The organism is Streptomyces sp. NPDC057743, assembly GCF_042798755.1.
Classification (GTDB): Bacteria; Actinomycetota; Actinomycetes; order Streptomycetales; family Streptomycetaceae; genus Streptomyces.
Window position 1 is genome coordinate 297,167 of the sequence record NZ_JBHVJX010000005.1, and the last position, 15,777, is coordinate 312,943.

13 protein-coding genes and 1 pseudogene are annotated in these 15,777 nt (G+C 71.3%); 11 read left to right on the forward strand and 3 right to left on the reverse strand.

What is annotated here, in order from left to right; translation table 11 throughout:
• Positions 1-102 precede the first annotated feature (102 nt).
• The 5 genes and pseudogenes from ACFVFQ_RS08195 to aac(6') all read left to right on the forward strand — a co-directional run bounded on the left by ACFVFQ_RS08195 (position 103) and on the right by aac(6') (position 4,302).
• Entirely contained in the window at positions 103-1,320 is a 1,218-nt protein-coding gene (locus ACFVFQ_RS08195) for a globin domain-containing protein (protein ID WP_383410805.1), read from the forward strand.
• A gap of 55 nt (positions 1,321-1,375) precedes the next feature.
• Positions 1,376-1,662: pseudogene (locus ACFVFQ_RS08200) on the forward strand (hypothetical protein).
• Positions 1,663-1,853: 191 nt separating this feature from the next.
• Complete coding sequence (locus ACFVFQ_RS08205; protein WP_383410749.1) at positions 1,854-2,324, forward strand: hypothetical protein; 471 nt, start codon at positions 1,854-1,856, stop codon at positions 2,322-2,324.
• A gap of 293 nt (positions 2,325-2,617) precedes the next feature.
• On the forward strand, positions 2,618-3,433 hold the full coding sequence (locus ACFVFQ_RS08210; RefSeq protein WP_383410752.1) for an SDR family NAD(P)-dependent oxidoreductase: 816 nt from the start codon (positions 2,618-2,620) through the stop codon (positions 3,431-3,433).
• 395 nt (positions 3,434-3,828) lie between these two features.
• Positions 3,829-4,302 (forward strand): aminoglycoside 6'-N-acetyltransferase, encoded by a 474-nt coding sequence (gene aac(6'), locus ACFVFQ_RS08215; protein WP_383410755.1) that lies wholly within the window; start codon positions 3,829-3,831, stop codon positions 4,300-4,302.
• Positions 4,303-5,125: 823 nt separating this feature from the next.
• Here the strand turns inward: aac(6') and ACFVFQ_RS08220 are convergent.
• Complete coding sequence (locus ACFVFQ_RS08220) at positions 5,126-5,569, reverse strand: hypothetical protein (RefSeq protein WP_383410758.1); 444 nt, start codon at positions 5,567-5,569, stop codon at positions 5,126-5,128.
• Between the two features lie 13 nt (positions 5,570-5,582).
• Entirely contained in the window at positions 5,583-7,187 is a 1,605-nt protein-coding gene (gene ctaD / locus ACFVFQ_RS08225) for a cytochrome c oxidase subunit I (RefSeq protein ID WP_383410808.1), read from the reverse strand.
• Between the two features lie 395 nt (positions 7,188-7,582).
• Between ctaD and ACFVFQ_RS08230 the strand changes: the two genes are divergently transcribed.
• Complete coding sequence (locus tag ACFVFQ_RS08230; RefSeq protein WP_383410761.1) at positions 7,583-9,292, forward strand: GAF domain-containing protein; 1,710 nt, start codon at positions 7,583-7,585, stop codon at positions 9,290-9,292.
• A gap of 163 nt (positions 9,293-9,455) precedes the next feature.
• On the opposite strand, the gene ACFVFQ_RS08235 is transcribed toward ACFVFQ_RS08230, so the two are convergent.
• Positions 9,456-10,190: a response regulator gene (locus ACFVFQ_RS08235; protein ID WP_383410764.1), complete on the reverse strand. Its 735-nt coding sequence runs from the start codon at positions 10,188-10,190 to the stop codon at positions 9,456-9,458.
• A 168-nt stretch (positions 10,191-10,358) separates the two neighbouring features.
• Between ACFVFQ_RS08235 and ACFVFQ_RS08240 the strand changes: the two genes are divergently transcribed.
• From ACFVFQ_RS08240 to ACFVFQ_RS08260, 5 genes are all read left to right on the forward strand, one after another.
• Positions 10,359-11,762, forward strand: coding sequence for a globin domain-containing protein (locus ACFVFQ_RS08240; RefSeq protein WP_383410767.1), 1,404 nt, complete (start codon positions 10,359-10,361; stop codon positions 11,760-11,762).
• Positions 11,763-11,963: 201 nt separating this feature from the next.
• Positions 11,964-12,404, forward strand: coding sequence for a pyridoxamine 5'-phosphate oxidase family protein (locus tag ACFVFQ_RS08245; protein WP_383410813.1), 441 nt, complete (start codon positions 11,964-11,966; stop codon positions 12,402-12,404).
• Between the two features lie 405 nt (positions 12,405-12,809).
• Positions 12,810-13,610 carry a GNAT family N-acetyltransferase gene (locus ACFVFQ_RS08250; RefSeq protein ID WP_383410770.1) on the forward strand — a complete coding sequence of 267 codons (801 nt, stop codon included), beginning with the start codon at positions 12,810-12,812 and terminating at the stop codon, positions 13,608-13,610.
• A gap of 44 nt (positions 13,611-13,654) precedes the next feature.
• Positions 13,655-14,614 (forward strand): pyridoxal-phosphate dependent enzyme, encoded by a 960-nt coding sequence (locus tag ACFVFQ_RS08255; protein WP_383410773.1) that lies wholly within the window; start codon positions 13,655-13,657, stop codon positions 14,612-14,614.
• A 32-nt stretch (positions 14,615-14,646) separates the two neighbouring features.
• Positions 14,647-15,513: a TauD/TfdA dioxygenase family protein gene (locus ACFVFQ_RS08260; RefSeq protein ID WP_383410776.1), complete on the forward strand. Its 867-nt coding sequence runs from the start codon at positions 14,647-14,649 to the stop codon at positions 15,511-15,513.
• Positions 15,514-15,777 lie beyond the last annotated feature (264 nt).

Below are 15,777 nucleotides of genomic sequence, written 5' to 3' on the forward strand. Positions count from 1 at the left end.
CCCCGCGGCGCCCCCTTGGGGGCGCCAGTGCGCCCCTCCGCCCTTAAATTGGCAAACGATCTACGAATTAAATTAACCATCGTCCTCACCCTGGAGGTACCCGTGCTCTCCGAGCAGTCCACCCCCGTCATACGCGCCACCCTGCCCGCCGTCGGCGCCGCCATCGAGGACATCACCGACCTCTTCTACCGGAAGCTGTTCGACGCCCATCCGGAGCTGCTGAGAGACCTGTTCAACCGCGGCAACCAGGCCAACGGCGCCCAACGCCAGGCCCTGGCCAGCTCGATCGCGGCCTTCGCCCGCACCCTGGTGGTCCACCCCGGCACCCTGCCGGAGACGATCCTCGGCCGGATCGCGCACAAGCACGCCTCGCTCGGCATCACTTCGGACCAGTACAAGATCGTCCACAAGCACCTGTTCGCGGCGATCGCCGAGGTCCTCGGCGAGGCCGTCACCCCGCAGGTCGCGGCCGCCTGGGACGAGGTCTACTGGCTGATGGCCAACGCGCTGATCGCCATCGAGGCCGGTCTCTACGCACAATCCGGCGCCGCCGAGGGCGAGGTGTGGCAGCAGATGACCCTCGTCGAGCGGAGCGCCGAGACCCCCGACACGCTCGCCCTCACCCTGCGCCCGACCGACGGCACCCCGGCGCGCCCGTTCCGGCCCGGCCAGTACGTCAGCGTGCAGGTCCAACTCCCCGACGGCGCCCGGCAGATCCGGCAGTACAGCCTCTCCTGTGCCCCCGGCCACCCGGAGTGGCGAATCTCCGTCAAGCGCGTCGGGGCGGGCGCCGGCCCGGCCGGCGAGGTGTCCTCCTGGCTCCACGAGCAGGCCCGCGTCGGCGATGTGCTCACCGTCTCCGCTGCGTTCGGTGACCTGACGCTGGCCGATGGCGACGGCCCGCTCCTGCTGGCCTCCGCCGGCGTCGGCTGCACCCCGATGCTCGCCATGCTCCACCACCTGGCCGCCACCGGATCGTCCCGCCCCGTCACCGTCGTCCACGCCGACCGCACCCCGGCCGACCACGCGCACCTCGACGAACTGCGCCACCTGGTCGACGCGTTGCCGCACGCCGAACTCCACCTGTGGTACGAGGAGTCGGACGCTCAGGCCCCGACCGCCACCTCCCCGGCCCGGGTCTCCACCGGCCGCGCGGACATCGGCACGCTCCCCCTGCCGCACGACCTCACCGCCTACCTCTGCGGCCCCCTCCCCTTCCTCCGCACCGTCCGCGGCGACCTGCTGCACCACGGGGTCGCGCCCCGGGCCATCCACTACGAGGTGTTCGGCCCCGACCTCTGGCTGGCCGCCGCCCAGTAGCCACCACAGCCGCGCGCCGCGCACGCACCAACGAACGCCACAACCACGTTGGTACGTGCGCCCCGCGCGCACCGCCAACGGGCCAACGCCCCTGGCGATCTCCTTCCTGGAAGCACCGCTGACGTTCCGCGCCCCCGGCATCACCGTCCCCCTCGGACCCAGCATCGGCCGCCTCGTCTTCCGCGCCCTCAACACCGTAGAAGCCGTCCTCGCGTTGGCCCGCGTCCTCGCCGGCGAGGACGCCCCCGTTCCCGAGCCCACCCGTGCTACATCGCCGCCGAACTCCTCAAGGTCGCCGCCCTATTGACCCTCGGCATCCTGACCTTGCACTCGGCGATCTGAGACACCAGGGGCCGAGTGGCGGCCCGCCCCGTCCGCCTCCCGGTACAACCGCGCGGCCGATCCGACGGTGCCCGTGCACCACAGGATGGTGGTGTTCTCGCACACGCCAGCCCCACACCACGAGCACGCAACCTTTACGCATTCCCGACGGTCGCACCTGTGTCAGTAGTCATCTGCTCGGGAGCCCGAACGTGAAGCGCACCGCCGCCGCCTTAACCACCCTCGCCCTCGCCACTACGCTCGCGGCGTGTAGCGGCTCGGACGACGCCGAGGCCGAAGCCAAGAAGTTGCCCGTGCCGAGTACCAACAAGCCCGGTAGCAACCGCCTTACTGCGCAGAGCGTCGCGAAGCGGCTCGCGGAGGCCACCGGTGTCCCGACCCTTGGCCACCCCACCGACAACACCGCCTCGTGCTCGAACAAGGCGCTCGGGAAGACGCCGAGCAAGAACGACTGCGCCCAGCTCGTCACCACCAACACCGTCAGCGTCTACGAGTTCGCGTCACCCGCCGTCTCCGCCCACTGGGTCAAGGCCATGAAGGGGTGGCAACAGGTGGACCGGTTCGCCCTCGCCTACTCCGCACGCAGGCAGTCGGACACGTCGAGCGAGCAGCGCGCCGAGCTGCTGTCGCTCCTCAAGAAGTGGGTGGCCGCCGAAAAGTAGCCCCCCGGCGCACGCGCGGCCCGGTTGCCTGGTGGCGCCGGGCCGTTCGCATGCTGGCCGACGACCGCCACGGCAAGGAGCCCAGCCACAGCCCAGAGCCAGCACCGCCGCGCGTGCCGATGCTCGGGCCCGCTTTCCCGCCCACCGGCTGACTTCCGGGTAGCTCAAAAGCAGCCAGCGCGACTTGTTCAAAGTTGGCCTAGATCGGCAGGAGGGGCGGCACCACCCCGAAACCGCTGCGTACGCTCGCCTGTTGTTGGATCGGAACCCATGCCTCCGGAAGGCGGATCTCCATGCCAGAAGCGCAGCGCGTCGTCATCGTCACGGGTGGCGGGACGGGCATCGGCGCCGCTACCGCACGGCTGTTGCGAACCGCCGGGCACCATGTGGTGGTCTCCGGGCGTCGCCCCGAACCCCTGCACCGTATCGCCGAGGAAACCGGCGCCCTGGCGCACCCCTCCGACGCCACCGACCCCCAGGCCGTGCAGGAACTCGTCGCGGCCGCGGTGCGCGCCTACGGGCGCCTGGACGGTGTGGTGCTCAACGCCGGTATCGGGCGCGGCGGGAGGATCGGCGAGATGGCCGTCGATGATTGGGAAGTCCTGATGCGGACCAATCTCACCGGCCCGTTCCTGCTCCTGCGCGCCGCGTTGCCGCATCTGCTGGCGGCCCGGGGCGCGGTCGTCGGGGTCGCCTCGGTCTCCGCGCTCCGCAACGGCCGGGGCAACGGGGCCTACGCCACGTCCAAGGCCGCGCTGCTCCAACTCTGCCGTTCCCTGGCCGTCGACTACGGACGGGAGGGGCTGCGGGCCAACACGGTGTGCCCGAGCTGGATCCGTACCGAGATGGCCGACCGGCGGATGACCCGATTCGCGGCCGAGGCCGCACTACCCGGAGGCGCCGAGGCCGCCTACGCCGAAGCGACCCGGCTGACTCCCGCCGGCCGTCCGGGAGATCCGACCGAGGTCGCCGAGGCGATCAGCTGGCTGCTCTCCCCCGCCGCCTCCTACGTCAACGGTGCCGTGTTGACCGTTGACGGAGGCGTGACCACGCTCGACCCCGGCGTCGCCGCCTTCGACTTCAGCATCGAGCCGCGGGTGCCGCGGTAGTCGCGGACCTCCTCCGCACACCGATCCGGTCGGCCGTCTCGTCGTCAGTCGAGGGCGGTCCCGGCTGCCGCGCCCCGGTCCCGCCGGGGGACAGGATTCAGGCGCCGTCGGGACTGTCCGCCCCTCCCCCGTCGACGCGTCGGAGGAGTCGGCACGCAGCCCGTTCACGGCCAACGGTTCCCTCTACGAGGCGAACGTGCAACCGACGCCGACACAGGGGGCATCGAAGACAGCGCCATCTCCAGGACGTTGGCACTGGGAGTGGAATCACCCAGCCCGCCGACTCGGCCCCGCCGCGGCGGCAGACACACCCCCACCACCAGCCGGGATGCCGGCGTGCTGCGGGCTGAAGGCTGGGGGCTGAGGGGCCCACGCCTCCCGGGATAATGGCGTGCATGGAGTTGCGTGGAGACGAGGTCGTGCTGCGGTCGGTGGCGGGCGACGATCACGAGGTTCTCGCCGGGATCGTGCGGGAGCCGGAGGTCGCGGCGTGGTGGTCGCCCCCGGAGGACTTCGGGGGCATGCTCGCGGTGGTCTTCGAGGGCGAGGTGATCGGGGCGATCCAGTTCGACGAGGAGAACGACCCCGAGTTCCGTCGTGCCGGCATCGACATCTTCCTGACCGCGCGGCTGCACGGAAAGGGGCTGGGTACCGACGCCGTACGCACGTTGGCCCGGTGGCTGGTGCACGAACGCGGTCACCATCGGCTGACCATCGATCCCGCCGCCGCCAACACGGCCGCGATCCGCAGCTACGGCAAGGTCGGGTTCCGGCCCGTCGGCATCATGCGCGCGTACGCCCGCGACCACCGGACGGGCACCTGGCAGGACGGGCTGCTCATGGACCTGCTCGCCGAGGAGTTGACCTGATCCGATCGACCCCGATCCGTCCGCCCCGCCCCGTCGGTGGGGCTTATGCCGCCGCCCGGCGCCAGACGCCCTCAACGATGTCGGTCATGCTGCAACTTCCAGTGCCTGCCGAGCCGTTGACCCGTTAGCCCGTGATCCCGTTGGCCCGCTCGCCCGTTGGCCCGCTGGCCCGTTGGTCCGTTGGTCCGCTGGCGCGTAACCGATCACCACGCGTACCAGGAGCAGCGTGAGGACGGCGCCGACCGCGGCGAGGGCGCCTCGTTGACTCCCGCTGACGGCCATCGAGGCTCACCGGAAGAATCAAGGCGGCGAGCATCATGGACCGCCAGGGCCTGGCCCTGGTCTTGGGATCGGGCCGGCGCTGTCAGGTTCGCGGCATGGGATCAGGTATCCCGGACCGCGCACAACGGGATGGGATGCGTCGGCATTGGCGGACAATGGCCGAAACGTGCCCAGGAGGCCGGCGCGGTCGCGGCTCGGTCTCAAGGGCGGGTGGGAAGTGGTCGAGAAGTACGGGAGCGGTCCAGGAACCCACTCACGATCTGGAGTCAGGCAGCAGTGATTTATCTCCCGACGCCTACCTGGCCGGACGTCCCCAGTCCGGTGGCCGACTGCGAACAGTGCCGTGCGCTGCGGCAACAGCGAGCCCTGGCACTGCGGCGGAGCGACGGCAGTGCCACGAGCGACTGCAACGTGCTGATCCGCCGCCACCACATGGAGGACCACAGGTGACGGCGGAGCGGTTGGCCGCGGAACCCCCTTCGCCCGCGAGCCCATGAGGGTGGGTGGGGGCGTGGGCCAGATACCAGCCCACGCCCCAACGTCAGCGCCCCACCATCCCCCCGATCAGCACCACTGCCAACGCGCCGCCCGCCACCACATATCCCGGCAGGAACCACCAAAGGAAGCGCCGGGTTCGGCTGGGCGGGCCGGCCGTGGGCAGCGGTATGCGGAGGGCCGCCCAGGCGCGGCGGGTGGTGCGTTGTTCGTGGGTGCGGCGGGCGCGGGCGAGGGTGGCGAGGAGCAGGGCGGTGGCCGCGCCGGCCACGGTGACGGTGCCCAACACCCGCCAGGGGACGGCCGCCAGGAGGAGCGGGGCGTAGAGCGCGATGGTCGCCCAGGTGGTCAGGCAGGCGGCGGCCGAGAGGCGGCGGGAGGCGGGGCGGTCGGGGCCGGCGCGCAGATCGGCCGCGGCGGGGAGGTACCAGACGCAGCCGGCGGCGCTCAGGCCGGTGGCCCCGAGGGCGAGGACGGCGGGTGACAGCACGGCCGCTCCTTCCTCAGAGGTGGGCCGCGGGACGGGCCGGTTCGAGGGCGTCCGCGGTGGGGTGGTGGAGGTCGAAGGCGGGGGATTCGCTGCGGATCTTGGGCAGCGCGGCGAAGTTGTGGCGCGGGGGCGGGCAGGACGTGGCCCACTCCAGGGAACGGCCGTAGCCCCAGGGGTCGTCCACCTCGATCTGCTCGCCGTACTTGGCGGTCTTCCAGACGTTGTAGAAGAACGGGAGGAAGGAGAGGCCGAGGAGGAACGAGCCGATGGTGGAGAGGGTGTTGAGGGCGGTGAAGCCGTCGGCGGCGAGGTAGTCGGCGTAGCGGCGGGGCATGCCCGCGGCGCCGAGCCAGTGTTGGACGAGGAAGGTGAGGTTGAAGCCCACCGTGAGCGTCCAGAAGGTGATCTTGCCGAGGCGTTCGTCGAGCAGCTTGCCGGTGAACTTGGGCCACCAGAAGTGGAATCCGGCGAACATCGCGTAGACCACGGTGCCGAAGAGCGTGTAGTGGAAGTGCGCGACGACGAAGTAGGTGTCGGAGACGTGGAAGTCCAGCGGCGGGGAGGCCAGGATGACGCCGGTCAGGCCGCCGAAGACGAAGGTGACCAGGAAGCCGGTGGCCCACAGCATCGGCGTCTCGAAGGAGAGCGAGCCCTTCCACATCGTGCCGATCCAGTTGAAGAACTTCACGCCGGTGGGGACGGCGATGAGGAACGTCATGAAGGAGAAGAAGGGGAGCAGTACGCCGCCGGTGACGTACATGTGGTGTGCCCAGACCGTCACCGAGAGGCCGGCGATGGAGATCGTCGCGGCGATCAGGCCGATGTAGCCGAACATCGGCTTGCGGGAGAAGACCGGGATGACCTCGGAGACGATGCCGAAGAACGGCAGGGCCAGGACGTAGACCTCGGGGTGGCCGAAGAACCAGAAGAGGTGCTGCCACAACAGGGCGCCGCCGTTGGCCGCGTCGAAGACGTGGGAGCCGAACTTGCGGTCCATTTCCAGGGCCAGCAGGGCGGCGGCGAAGACCGGGAAGACCATCAGGATCAGCACCGCGGTGAGCAGCACGTTCCAGGTGAAGATCGGCATCCGGAACATCGTCAGGCCGGGGGCGCGCATGCAGATGATGGTGGTGATGAAGTTGACCGCGCCCAGGATGGAGCCGAAGCCGGAGAGCGCCACGCCCATGATCCACATGTCGGCGCCGACGCCGGGCGAGTGGACGGCGTCGGAGAGCGGGGCATAGGCGAACCAGCCGAAGTCCGCGGCCCCTTGTGGGGTGAGGAAGCCGGCGGCGGCGATCAGCGACCCGAGGAGGAACAGCCAGAAGGCGAGCATGTTCAGCCGCGGGAACGCCACGTCGGGGGCGCCGATCTGGAGCGGCATCAGCCAGTTGGCGAAGCCGGTGAACAGCGGCATCGCGAAGAGCAGCAGCATCACCGAGCCGTGCATGGTGAACGCCTGGTTGAACTGCTCGTTGGAGAGGAGCTGGGTGCCCGGCCGGGCGAGTTCGGCGCGCATCAGCAGTGCCATCAGGCCGCCGACGAGGAAGAAGACGAACGCCGAGACGAGATAGAGCGTGCCGATCTGCTTGTGGTCGGTGGTGGTGAGCCACTCCACCGCCTTGTGCCGACGCCGCGGCCGGGCCGTGCTGACCCGGCCGGGCGCGGGTTCCCTGGCCGCTGTCGCCTGAACTTCCCAACCATCCACGGTGCTGTCGTCCTCCACCTAGAGAAAGCGTGATCTGACCGGGAAGGAGCCAGGGCCGGGAAGAGCCATCGGCACGGGGGAGACCCGGCCCTTCCCGGCATCGCCCATCCTCGGCCGGCGGCGCTCGCGCTCCTCAGGGCCGAACTGCCCCTGGGTGGACCGCGACCGGCCCCTTCGCGCCGGGACGGCCGGCCCGGCGCGGGGCCGCTCGGAGTGGCCGGTCGGCACCGGTGCCCGTCGGGCCCGCCCTGTTGATCACGTACGCTGCCGCACAGACGTACGGGATCTTTGGGAGCAGCACGGTCATGTCCGAAACGCAGCAGTACGCACCGGCCACGGGTGAGCCGCGGGAACCGCAGCTCCGCGCGCCGGACCGGTTGCGCAGCCTGCTGGAGGCGGTGATGGGCCTGGGGCGGGGGCTGGAACTCCCGCAGGTGCTCCGGGGCATCGTCGAGGCGGCGGTGGCGCTGACCGACGCGGAGTACGGCGCGCTGGGCGTCGTCGGCGACGGGCAGCTGTCGCAGTTCCTGCCCGTGGGGATGTCCGACGAGCTGATCTCGCTGATCGGTCGGACGCCGTGCGGGCACGGCATCCTCGGGGAGCTGATCCGCAATCCGGAGCCGCTGCGGCTCTCCGACCTGTCGAGCCATCCGCACAGCTACGGATTTCCGGCCAACCATCCGCCGATGCGTACCTTCCTCGGGGTGCCGGTCCGGGTCCGCGACGAGGTCTTCGGCAACCTCTACCTCACCGAGAAGCGGGGCGGCGGCTCGTTCGACGCGGAGGACGAGGCGGTGGTGACCACCCTGTCCATCGCGGCGGGCGTGGCGATCGACAACGCCCGTATGTACCACGAGAGTCGGCGCCGCGAGCGGTGGTTGGAGGCGCTGGGCGAGATCACCCGCAGCCTGCTGTCCGGTACGGAGGCGGACGAGGTGCTGCGGCTGATCGCGGAGCGGGCGATGGAGGTGGCCGGCGCGGACTGTGCGGCGGTGCTGCTGCCGGTGGCCTCGTCGGCGGACCAGTTGGCGGTGACGGTGGCGTGCGGCACCGGCGCGAGCCGGATCACCGGGCTGCGGGTGCCGGTCGACGGTTCGCTGCCCGGCATCGCCGTCCGCAGCGACCGGCCCGTGGTCAGCACGGACCTGCGCTCCGATCCGCGGGCGTTCCCGTTGGGCGTCCCGGAGGCCGGAGTTGACCCGGAGGCGGGGGATGGCCCGGACATCGGGGACGGGCCGGCGGTCGCGGTCCCGCTCCAGGTGGACACCGGGCGGGGCGCGCTGCGGCTGAGCCGGCTGGCCGGCCGGCCCCCGTTCGACGACGACGAGGTCCGGCTGATATCCGGCTTCGCCGACCAGGCCGTGATCGCCCTCGAACTCGCCCGCCGGCGCGCCGAGTCGGAGGAGCTGACGGTCCTGCACGACCGGGACCGGATCGCCCGGGACCTGCACGACCTCGCCATCCAACGGCTGTTCGCCACCGGCATCACGCTCCAGAGCGCGACCCGGCTGATCGACCGGCCGGAGGCGGTGGACCGGGTCGGCCGCGCGGTCAACGACCTGGACACCACCATCAAGATCATCCGGTCCACGATCTTCGGGCTGCGCACCACCGGGGACGGCAAGGACGCCCGCAGCCTGCGCCGGGACCTCACCGACGCCGTGCAGCGCGCGGCCGGCCCCCTCGGCTTCGCCCCCGCACTGCGGATCGACGGCCCGGTGGACGCCGCCGTCCCCGATGAACTGGCCCCGCACCTCGTGGCGGTGACCGCCGAGGCGCTGAGCAACGCCGCCCGGCACGCCGGCGCCCACCGCCTCGACGTAGACCTGTCGGTGACCTCCGACGAGGTGACGCTGACGGTGACCGACGACGGGGTGGGGGTCGGCGCCGCACCACACACCGGCGGCCTGGCCAACATGCGGGCCCGGGCCCAGATGCACGGCGGCCAACTCTCCGTCGAGGCACCCAAGGACGGCGGCACCCGCATCGTGTGGCGCGCCCCGCTGCCGGACTAGGGTCTGTCCGGTGGGCCAGGGGCGGGCCCCGGCCCTGACCCGTCGGACAGGCCCTGTTCCGGCGCGGACGCCAAAGGCCGACCCGCGCGGGTGCGTTGCGCGGGTCGGCCGGTCGGTGGGCCGGGGCGGTGGGGTCAACTCCGGGGCCGCTCCGGCGTGTTCCTCATCCCCGGGGTTCCTTCAGGCGTTCGGCGATCATTGCCGCCTGGACGCGGCGGCCTACGCCCAGCTTGCCGAGGATGGCGGACACCCGGTTCTTGACCGTCTTCTCGGCGAGGAACAGCCGATCCGCGATCTGACGGTTCGTCAAACCTTCGCCGATCAGGTCCAGTACCTCCCGCTCGCGGGGCGAGAGCCGGTCGAGTTCGGACGGCTCCTCCTCGCGCGCGCTCTGGCCCGGGCCACGCAGCCGGTCCATCACCCGGGTCGCGGTGCGCGGGTCGAGCATCGACTGTCCCGCGGCGACCGTGCGCACCGCGCGCACCAGCGCGGTCCCGTCGATCTGCTTGAGCACATAGCCGGCCGCCCCGGCCATGATCGCGTCGAACAGCGCCTCGTCGTCGTCGAAGGAGGTCAGCATCAGGCAGGCGAGCTCCGGCATCCGGGCCCGCAACTCCCGGCAGACCTCGATCCCTTCGTGGTCGCCGTCGTCGCCGCCGAGTCGGACGTCGAGGATCGCCACCTGGGGGCGGACCGCCGGCACCCGGGCGAGGGCCTGCCGGGGGTCGCCGGCCTCCCCCACGACCTCGATGTCGTCCTCCGCCTCCAGGAGGTCCCGCACGCCGCGGCGCACCACCTCGTGGTCGTCCAGGATGAAGACGCGCAGCGGCGCGCCCGGTGCACTGGCGGCAGGGCCAGCGGCAGAGTCGGTGGCAGGAGGAACGGGCTGCTGGTTCATGCACTCTCGCTCTGTGGTTCTTCGCGGTCGCCGGGGCGCAGGGCCCGACCCCCGAGCCTCGTCGACCGCGCTGACCTGCGCAAGGGCCGAACGGCCCTGGGGGAACGGGGCCCTTCGGGCACCCCTTTGCCTTGCCATACTGGCGCCCCCCGTCAGGAGGTCCAGACCATGCAGCAGCCCTGCCAGCCCGAGCGTTCCGCCGCGTCCCTGCCGACCGGGCCGGCCACCCCCGGTACCGTCGGCGGCGAGTACCACGCCCTGCTCGCCCGGCACGACGCCAAACGGCTGCGGCAGCGGATACTCGGCCAGGGCCCGGCCCCCGGGCCGGCCTTAACTCCCGCCTCGTACAACGGCGCCGCCGATCAGCGGCTGATCACCCAGTACCTCGACCTGGTCACCCCGTTCGGCGACCTGATCGCCTACCTCTACGACGAGATGTTCGCCCGGTGGCCCTATCTGCGCTCCCTCTTCCCGGAGTCGATGGAGTTCCAACGCGCCCATCTGGCCCGCGCGTTCTGGTATCTGATCGAGAACCTGCACCGGCCGGGCGAGGTGGCCCTCTACTTCCGGCAGCTCGGCCACGACCACCGGAAGCTGGGGGTGCGGCCGGTGCACTACGAGGCGTTCGAGGCGTCGCTGTGTGCCGCGCTGCGGCGCGCCGCCGGGCCGCGTTGGGCCGAGGCGGTGGAGCAGGCGTGGGTGCGGATGCTGCGCTTCGCGGTCGCGTCGATGGTCGAGGGCGCGGACGCGGCGCTGGCCGAACCGCCGTGCTGGCAGGGCACGGTGACCTCCCACGCGCTGCGCCGCCCGGACCTGGCGGTGCTCCGGGTCCGGATGCACGAGCCGTACCGGTACCGGTCCGGCCAGTACGCGGCGGTGGCGTCCCCGTTGATGCCCCAGGCGTGGCGGCACTACTCCCTGGCGTCGGCGCCGGGGCCGGACGGCGAGGTGGAGTTCCACATCCGGCAGACCGGCCCGGGCGGGGTCAGCGAGGCGCTGGTCAGTCGCACCGGGGTCGGCGACGTGCTGCGGATCGGGCCCGCGCACGGCACCATGACGCTCCCCCCGGAAGAGCGGGTGCACGACCTGCTGATGGTGGCCGGCGGCACCGGCTGGGCGCCGGTCAAGGCGCTCCTGGAGGAGTGGGCGGGCCGCCGCGGCGGGGCGGGCGGCCTGTCGGTGCGCCCGGCCGGCAGCGTCCAGCTCTTCGTCGGCGCCCGCAGCCGGGCCGAGCTGTACGACGCCGGTGCGCTGGCCCAGTTGGCGGCGCGCCACAGTCAGCTGCGGGTGGTCCGGGTCCTGGACGAGGACGCCGCCCCGGATGCCGGTGGGTCGCTGGCCGAGTACGGTCCGCTGGCGGAGGCGGTGGCCCGGGAGGCGCAGTGGTCCGGCCGGCTGGCGTTCGTCAGCGGCCCGGCGGCCATGGTCGGGGCGACGGTCTCCCGGCTCACCGCGGCCGGCATGTCGGCCGACCAGATCCGCCACGACCCGCTCCCGGACGTGCTGCCCCGGGCCACCGGCGACGCGCCGGCGTACGCGGACAACCCGGCCGTCACCGAGGCGGCCCGCTGACCCGTACGGCGCGCGTCCGGCGCACCAGCCCGCGGGCGCGGGGTGCACCGCGGGACGGGCCGAACGGCCCCTGGCAACCACCCGCCGGGGGCCGTCTACTGGCCAGGGAGCACCGCCCATCACCCGCGTCAAGAGCACGAGGAGCAGCACGTCGTGAACGACCTCCCGACCCGGCAGGCCACCGGTCCCGCCTTCGACCCCGTGTTGGGCGAGTGGGCCGACCGCGAGGCTTCCCGCCACAGCACCGAACTCGAACGGGCCGAGGCGCTGCGGCTGTTGGGCAGCGTCTCCCTGGGCCGGATCGTCTTCACTCAGGACGCGCTGCCGGCGATCCGCCCGGTGAACCACCTGCTGCACCACGGCGAGGTCATCATCCGCACCCACGAGGGCGCCGCGCTGGCCACGCTGACCGGGCACGAGGAGGGCGACGAGGGAGTGGTCGTCGCCTATGAGGCGGATGCCATCGACCCGGCCACGCACTGCGGTTGGAGCGTGGTGGTGACCGGCTACTGCCGCCTGGTGACGGACCCCGCGGACCTTGCGCACTACCAGGCACTGCTGCACCCGTGGACCGACCACAAGATGACGCAAGCGCTCCGGATACGGCCTGACTTGGTGACTGGGGTGCGGCTGTCCCGGTAGCGGTCTTTGGCTCTCCCGTCGTGGGGGTTGCTGCTTTCCGCCTTCGGCGGAGGGGTGTGTTGGGCGGGGGCGCGCGGTTGTCCGTGGGTGCCGGGTGCGGTCCTCCGGGGGTGGGTTTCCGGACTGCTTCGCTTTACGTCCGGAAACCCACCCCCTCCGGCCCGCCCCCTCCCGTGACTTGGGCGCCTCCGCCCGGTGGGAGTTGAGGACAGGGACCGGACGGGGCACTGTCCATGTCTGTCCTCCCAACGAGTTGGCCCGCCGTTTGCTCCCCCTACGTACCCCTCTACCCCCCTAACTTGAGCCACCAGACACACTCCTGAACCTTGCGGACCTTAGAGTCGAACCTCTGTGCCTAAAACCACCCTGTTTCCGAACTCTGTGGAGAGCCCCGATGGAGAACCAATGAGCACTGCCCCGCCGGTCCCCGGCATGGACCGGGCACAGCTGGTCGAGGTGGCCGCAGTCGACCTGCCGCGTCTGGTCTCGCTGTTCGCCCCCGACCACCCCAACCTGGCCTTTGCCCGTGCGGTCATCGACGGAGCCATCCCCGGCCGGGCCTGGGCGCAGTTCCAAGGCGGTGCGCCGGTGGCCTGTCTGGTCGCCACCACCGCGCCGTTCTGCCTTGCCGCCGGGGCCCTGACCCCCGCCTTCTTCGCCGAGGCCAAGCGGCTGCTCGCCGGGCACGGCGAGGTACAGCTCGTCTACCCGCCCGGCCCCGACAACGGTGCCTGGGCGGAACAGGCCGGCTTCACCGTGGGACAACGGCTGCACTTCACCCACCCCGGTGTCGACGACGTCGCCCCGCCCCCGGCCGTGCCCGACGGCTACGAGCTGGTGCGGATCGACGAGGAGACTTTCTCCGGCCTCGAATCCCCCATGGCGCGAAGCATTTTCGGCACCAACGCCGCCCAGTACCTCGCGCATGCGGTCGGCTTCGCCCTGGTCCAGGACGGCCGGGTGGCGGCAGACGCGCACGGCGTCATCGGCGGCGGGCTGAACGAGCTCGGCACCCACATCCACCCCGACCACCGCCGCAAGGGTCTGGCGTTCGTGGTCCTCGGAGCGGTCCACCACTGGGGCCGCGAGCGGGGCCTGCGCTCCGTCATCACCTGCCACGAGGACAAGACGCCGAGCATCTCACTGGCCCGGAAGCTGGGCCTGACCGAGGAATTTTCCTACTCGATAGCGAAAGCCACATGCTGAAACCCCTGTTATCCGAGGACATTTCGCATGCCTCGGTACGGCGCATGCGCGAACTCATCGCCCCGCACATCCGGCGTACACCGCTGCTGCGGGCGACGGCGCAGAGCCCGGTAGACATCCACCTGAAGTGCGAGAACCTTCAGGTCACCAACTCGTTCAAGGCCCGGGGTGCGCTCAGCGCACTGCACGCGTACCGGCGGTTCCGCCCGGAGGTATGGGCCCGGATCGTCCGCGACGGCGTCGTGACCGGCAGCTCGGGCAACTTCGCGCAGGGCCTGGCGCACGTGACGTCGGAGCTGGATCTGGCGTACACGGTGGTGGTGCCGGATTCGATCCCGGAGGCGAAGCGGTCCCAGGTCCTGGCGTACAACCCCAGGGCGCGGATCGTTGCGGTCCCGTACCCGGTCTGGCGCCGCACCATGGTCTCCGGCACCTTCCCCGACCTGCCCGGCTTCTTCCTCTCCTCCGAGAGCGACCCGTACGTCTCGCTGGGCATCGCCACCATCGGCATGGAGATCCAGGACGATCTCCCCGACGTGGACGCGGTGTTGGCGCCGTACGGCGGCGGGAACCTCGCCTACAGCCTGGCGACCTATCTGCAGGTCCCCGTCTACGCCGTGGAGATCAGCACCGGAGCCCCGCTGTCCGCCTCGCTGCGCGCGGGCCGCCCCACGGAGGTGGAGTACGAGCGCTCCTTCGTGGACGGCATCGGCGCCAGCTTCGTCATTCCCGCCCAATTCGAGCGGTTGAAGGACAAGTTGGCCGGGGTGTTCACCGTGACGCCGCGGGAGGTAGCGGAGGCGCTGACCTCCCTGGCCTTCACCGACAAGATCGTCTGCGAGGGCGCGGGGGCCGCGGCGTACGCCGCCGCGCTGAAGCACTCCGCCTCGCTCGGCTGGCGCAACCCGGTAGCCGTCGTCAGCGGCGGCGTGATCGACCCCGACGTCCTGCTGCGCACCCTGACCACCACCAGTCAGCCGCTCACCGCACCCGTTTCACCTTGAGCACCCGTTTCACCTTGAGGAGCAGTAACACCATGGGAAACAACCTCCCCGTCATCGAGCCGGTAAGCCCCGCCATCGGAGCCCGCGTCGAGGGGCTCGACATCTCCCAAGAGATTTCCACCGAGGCATGGAAGACGGTGCTGGACGCCTTCCACCAGTACAACGTGCTGGTCTTCCCGGGTCAGGACTTCACGGTCGAGCAGCAGAAGGCGTTCACCGCGCGCTTCGGGCCGTTACTGGCCCACAGCCACCTGCTGCCGATGACCGTTGAGGGGCACCCCGAGGTGATGGTGCTCCACAACAACGAGCAGAAGCCGCCGGGGCTGAACGACTGGCACACCGACAACAGCGGCTGGGCCGAACCCCCGCTCGGCACCGCCCTCTACGCCAAGATCACGCCCAAGGTCGGTGGCGACACCCTCTACGGCAACATGTACCTGGCATACGAGACGCTGTCGGTGCCCATGCAGGAGCTGCTGCTCCAGCTCACCGCGACGCACGACGTGCGCAAGGCGTTCGGCCCGGACTACGGCAACCTCCAGAAGTCGATGCGCAAGAAGGGCATCGACCCGGACCAGCAGTTCGCCGACCAGGACCCGGTCGAGCACCCGCTGATCCGCACCCACCCCGAGACCGGCCGCCGGGCGCTGTACATCTCCAACCCGTACGTGACGCGGATCAACGGCGTCACCGAGTCCGAGAGCCGCGCGCTGCTGGCCTTCCTCGTCCGCCACATCGAGACCAACGAGCTGATCTACCGTCACCGTTGGACCCAGGGCGACCTCGTCATCTGGGACAACCGCTGCACCCAACACCTCGCGGTCGCCGACTACTTCCCGCACGAGCGCCTGATGCACCGCATCAACATCGCCGGCGAGAAGCCCTTCCTGAAGCGGTAGCCGCTGCGCTTGGCTGGCTTCCCACGTCGTCGGCTTTCCCGCCGTGCGGGGTGCTGTTGTTTGCGCCTGCGGCGCGGGCCGGTCCGCTGCGCTTGGCGGGCCTCCCACGTGGTTGGCTGTCCCGCCGTGGCGCCTGCGGCGGGCCGATCCGCTGCGCGGGGCGGGGCGAGTTGCGTTGTCCGCTGCGCGGGGCTGTTGGGTGCGGTGACGGGCCTCCGGGGGCGGTAGGCCAGACTGCTTCGCTTTACGTCTGGCCTACCGCCC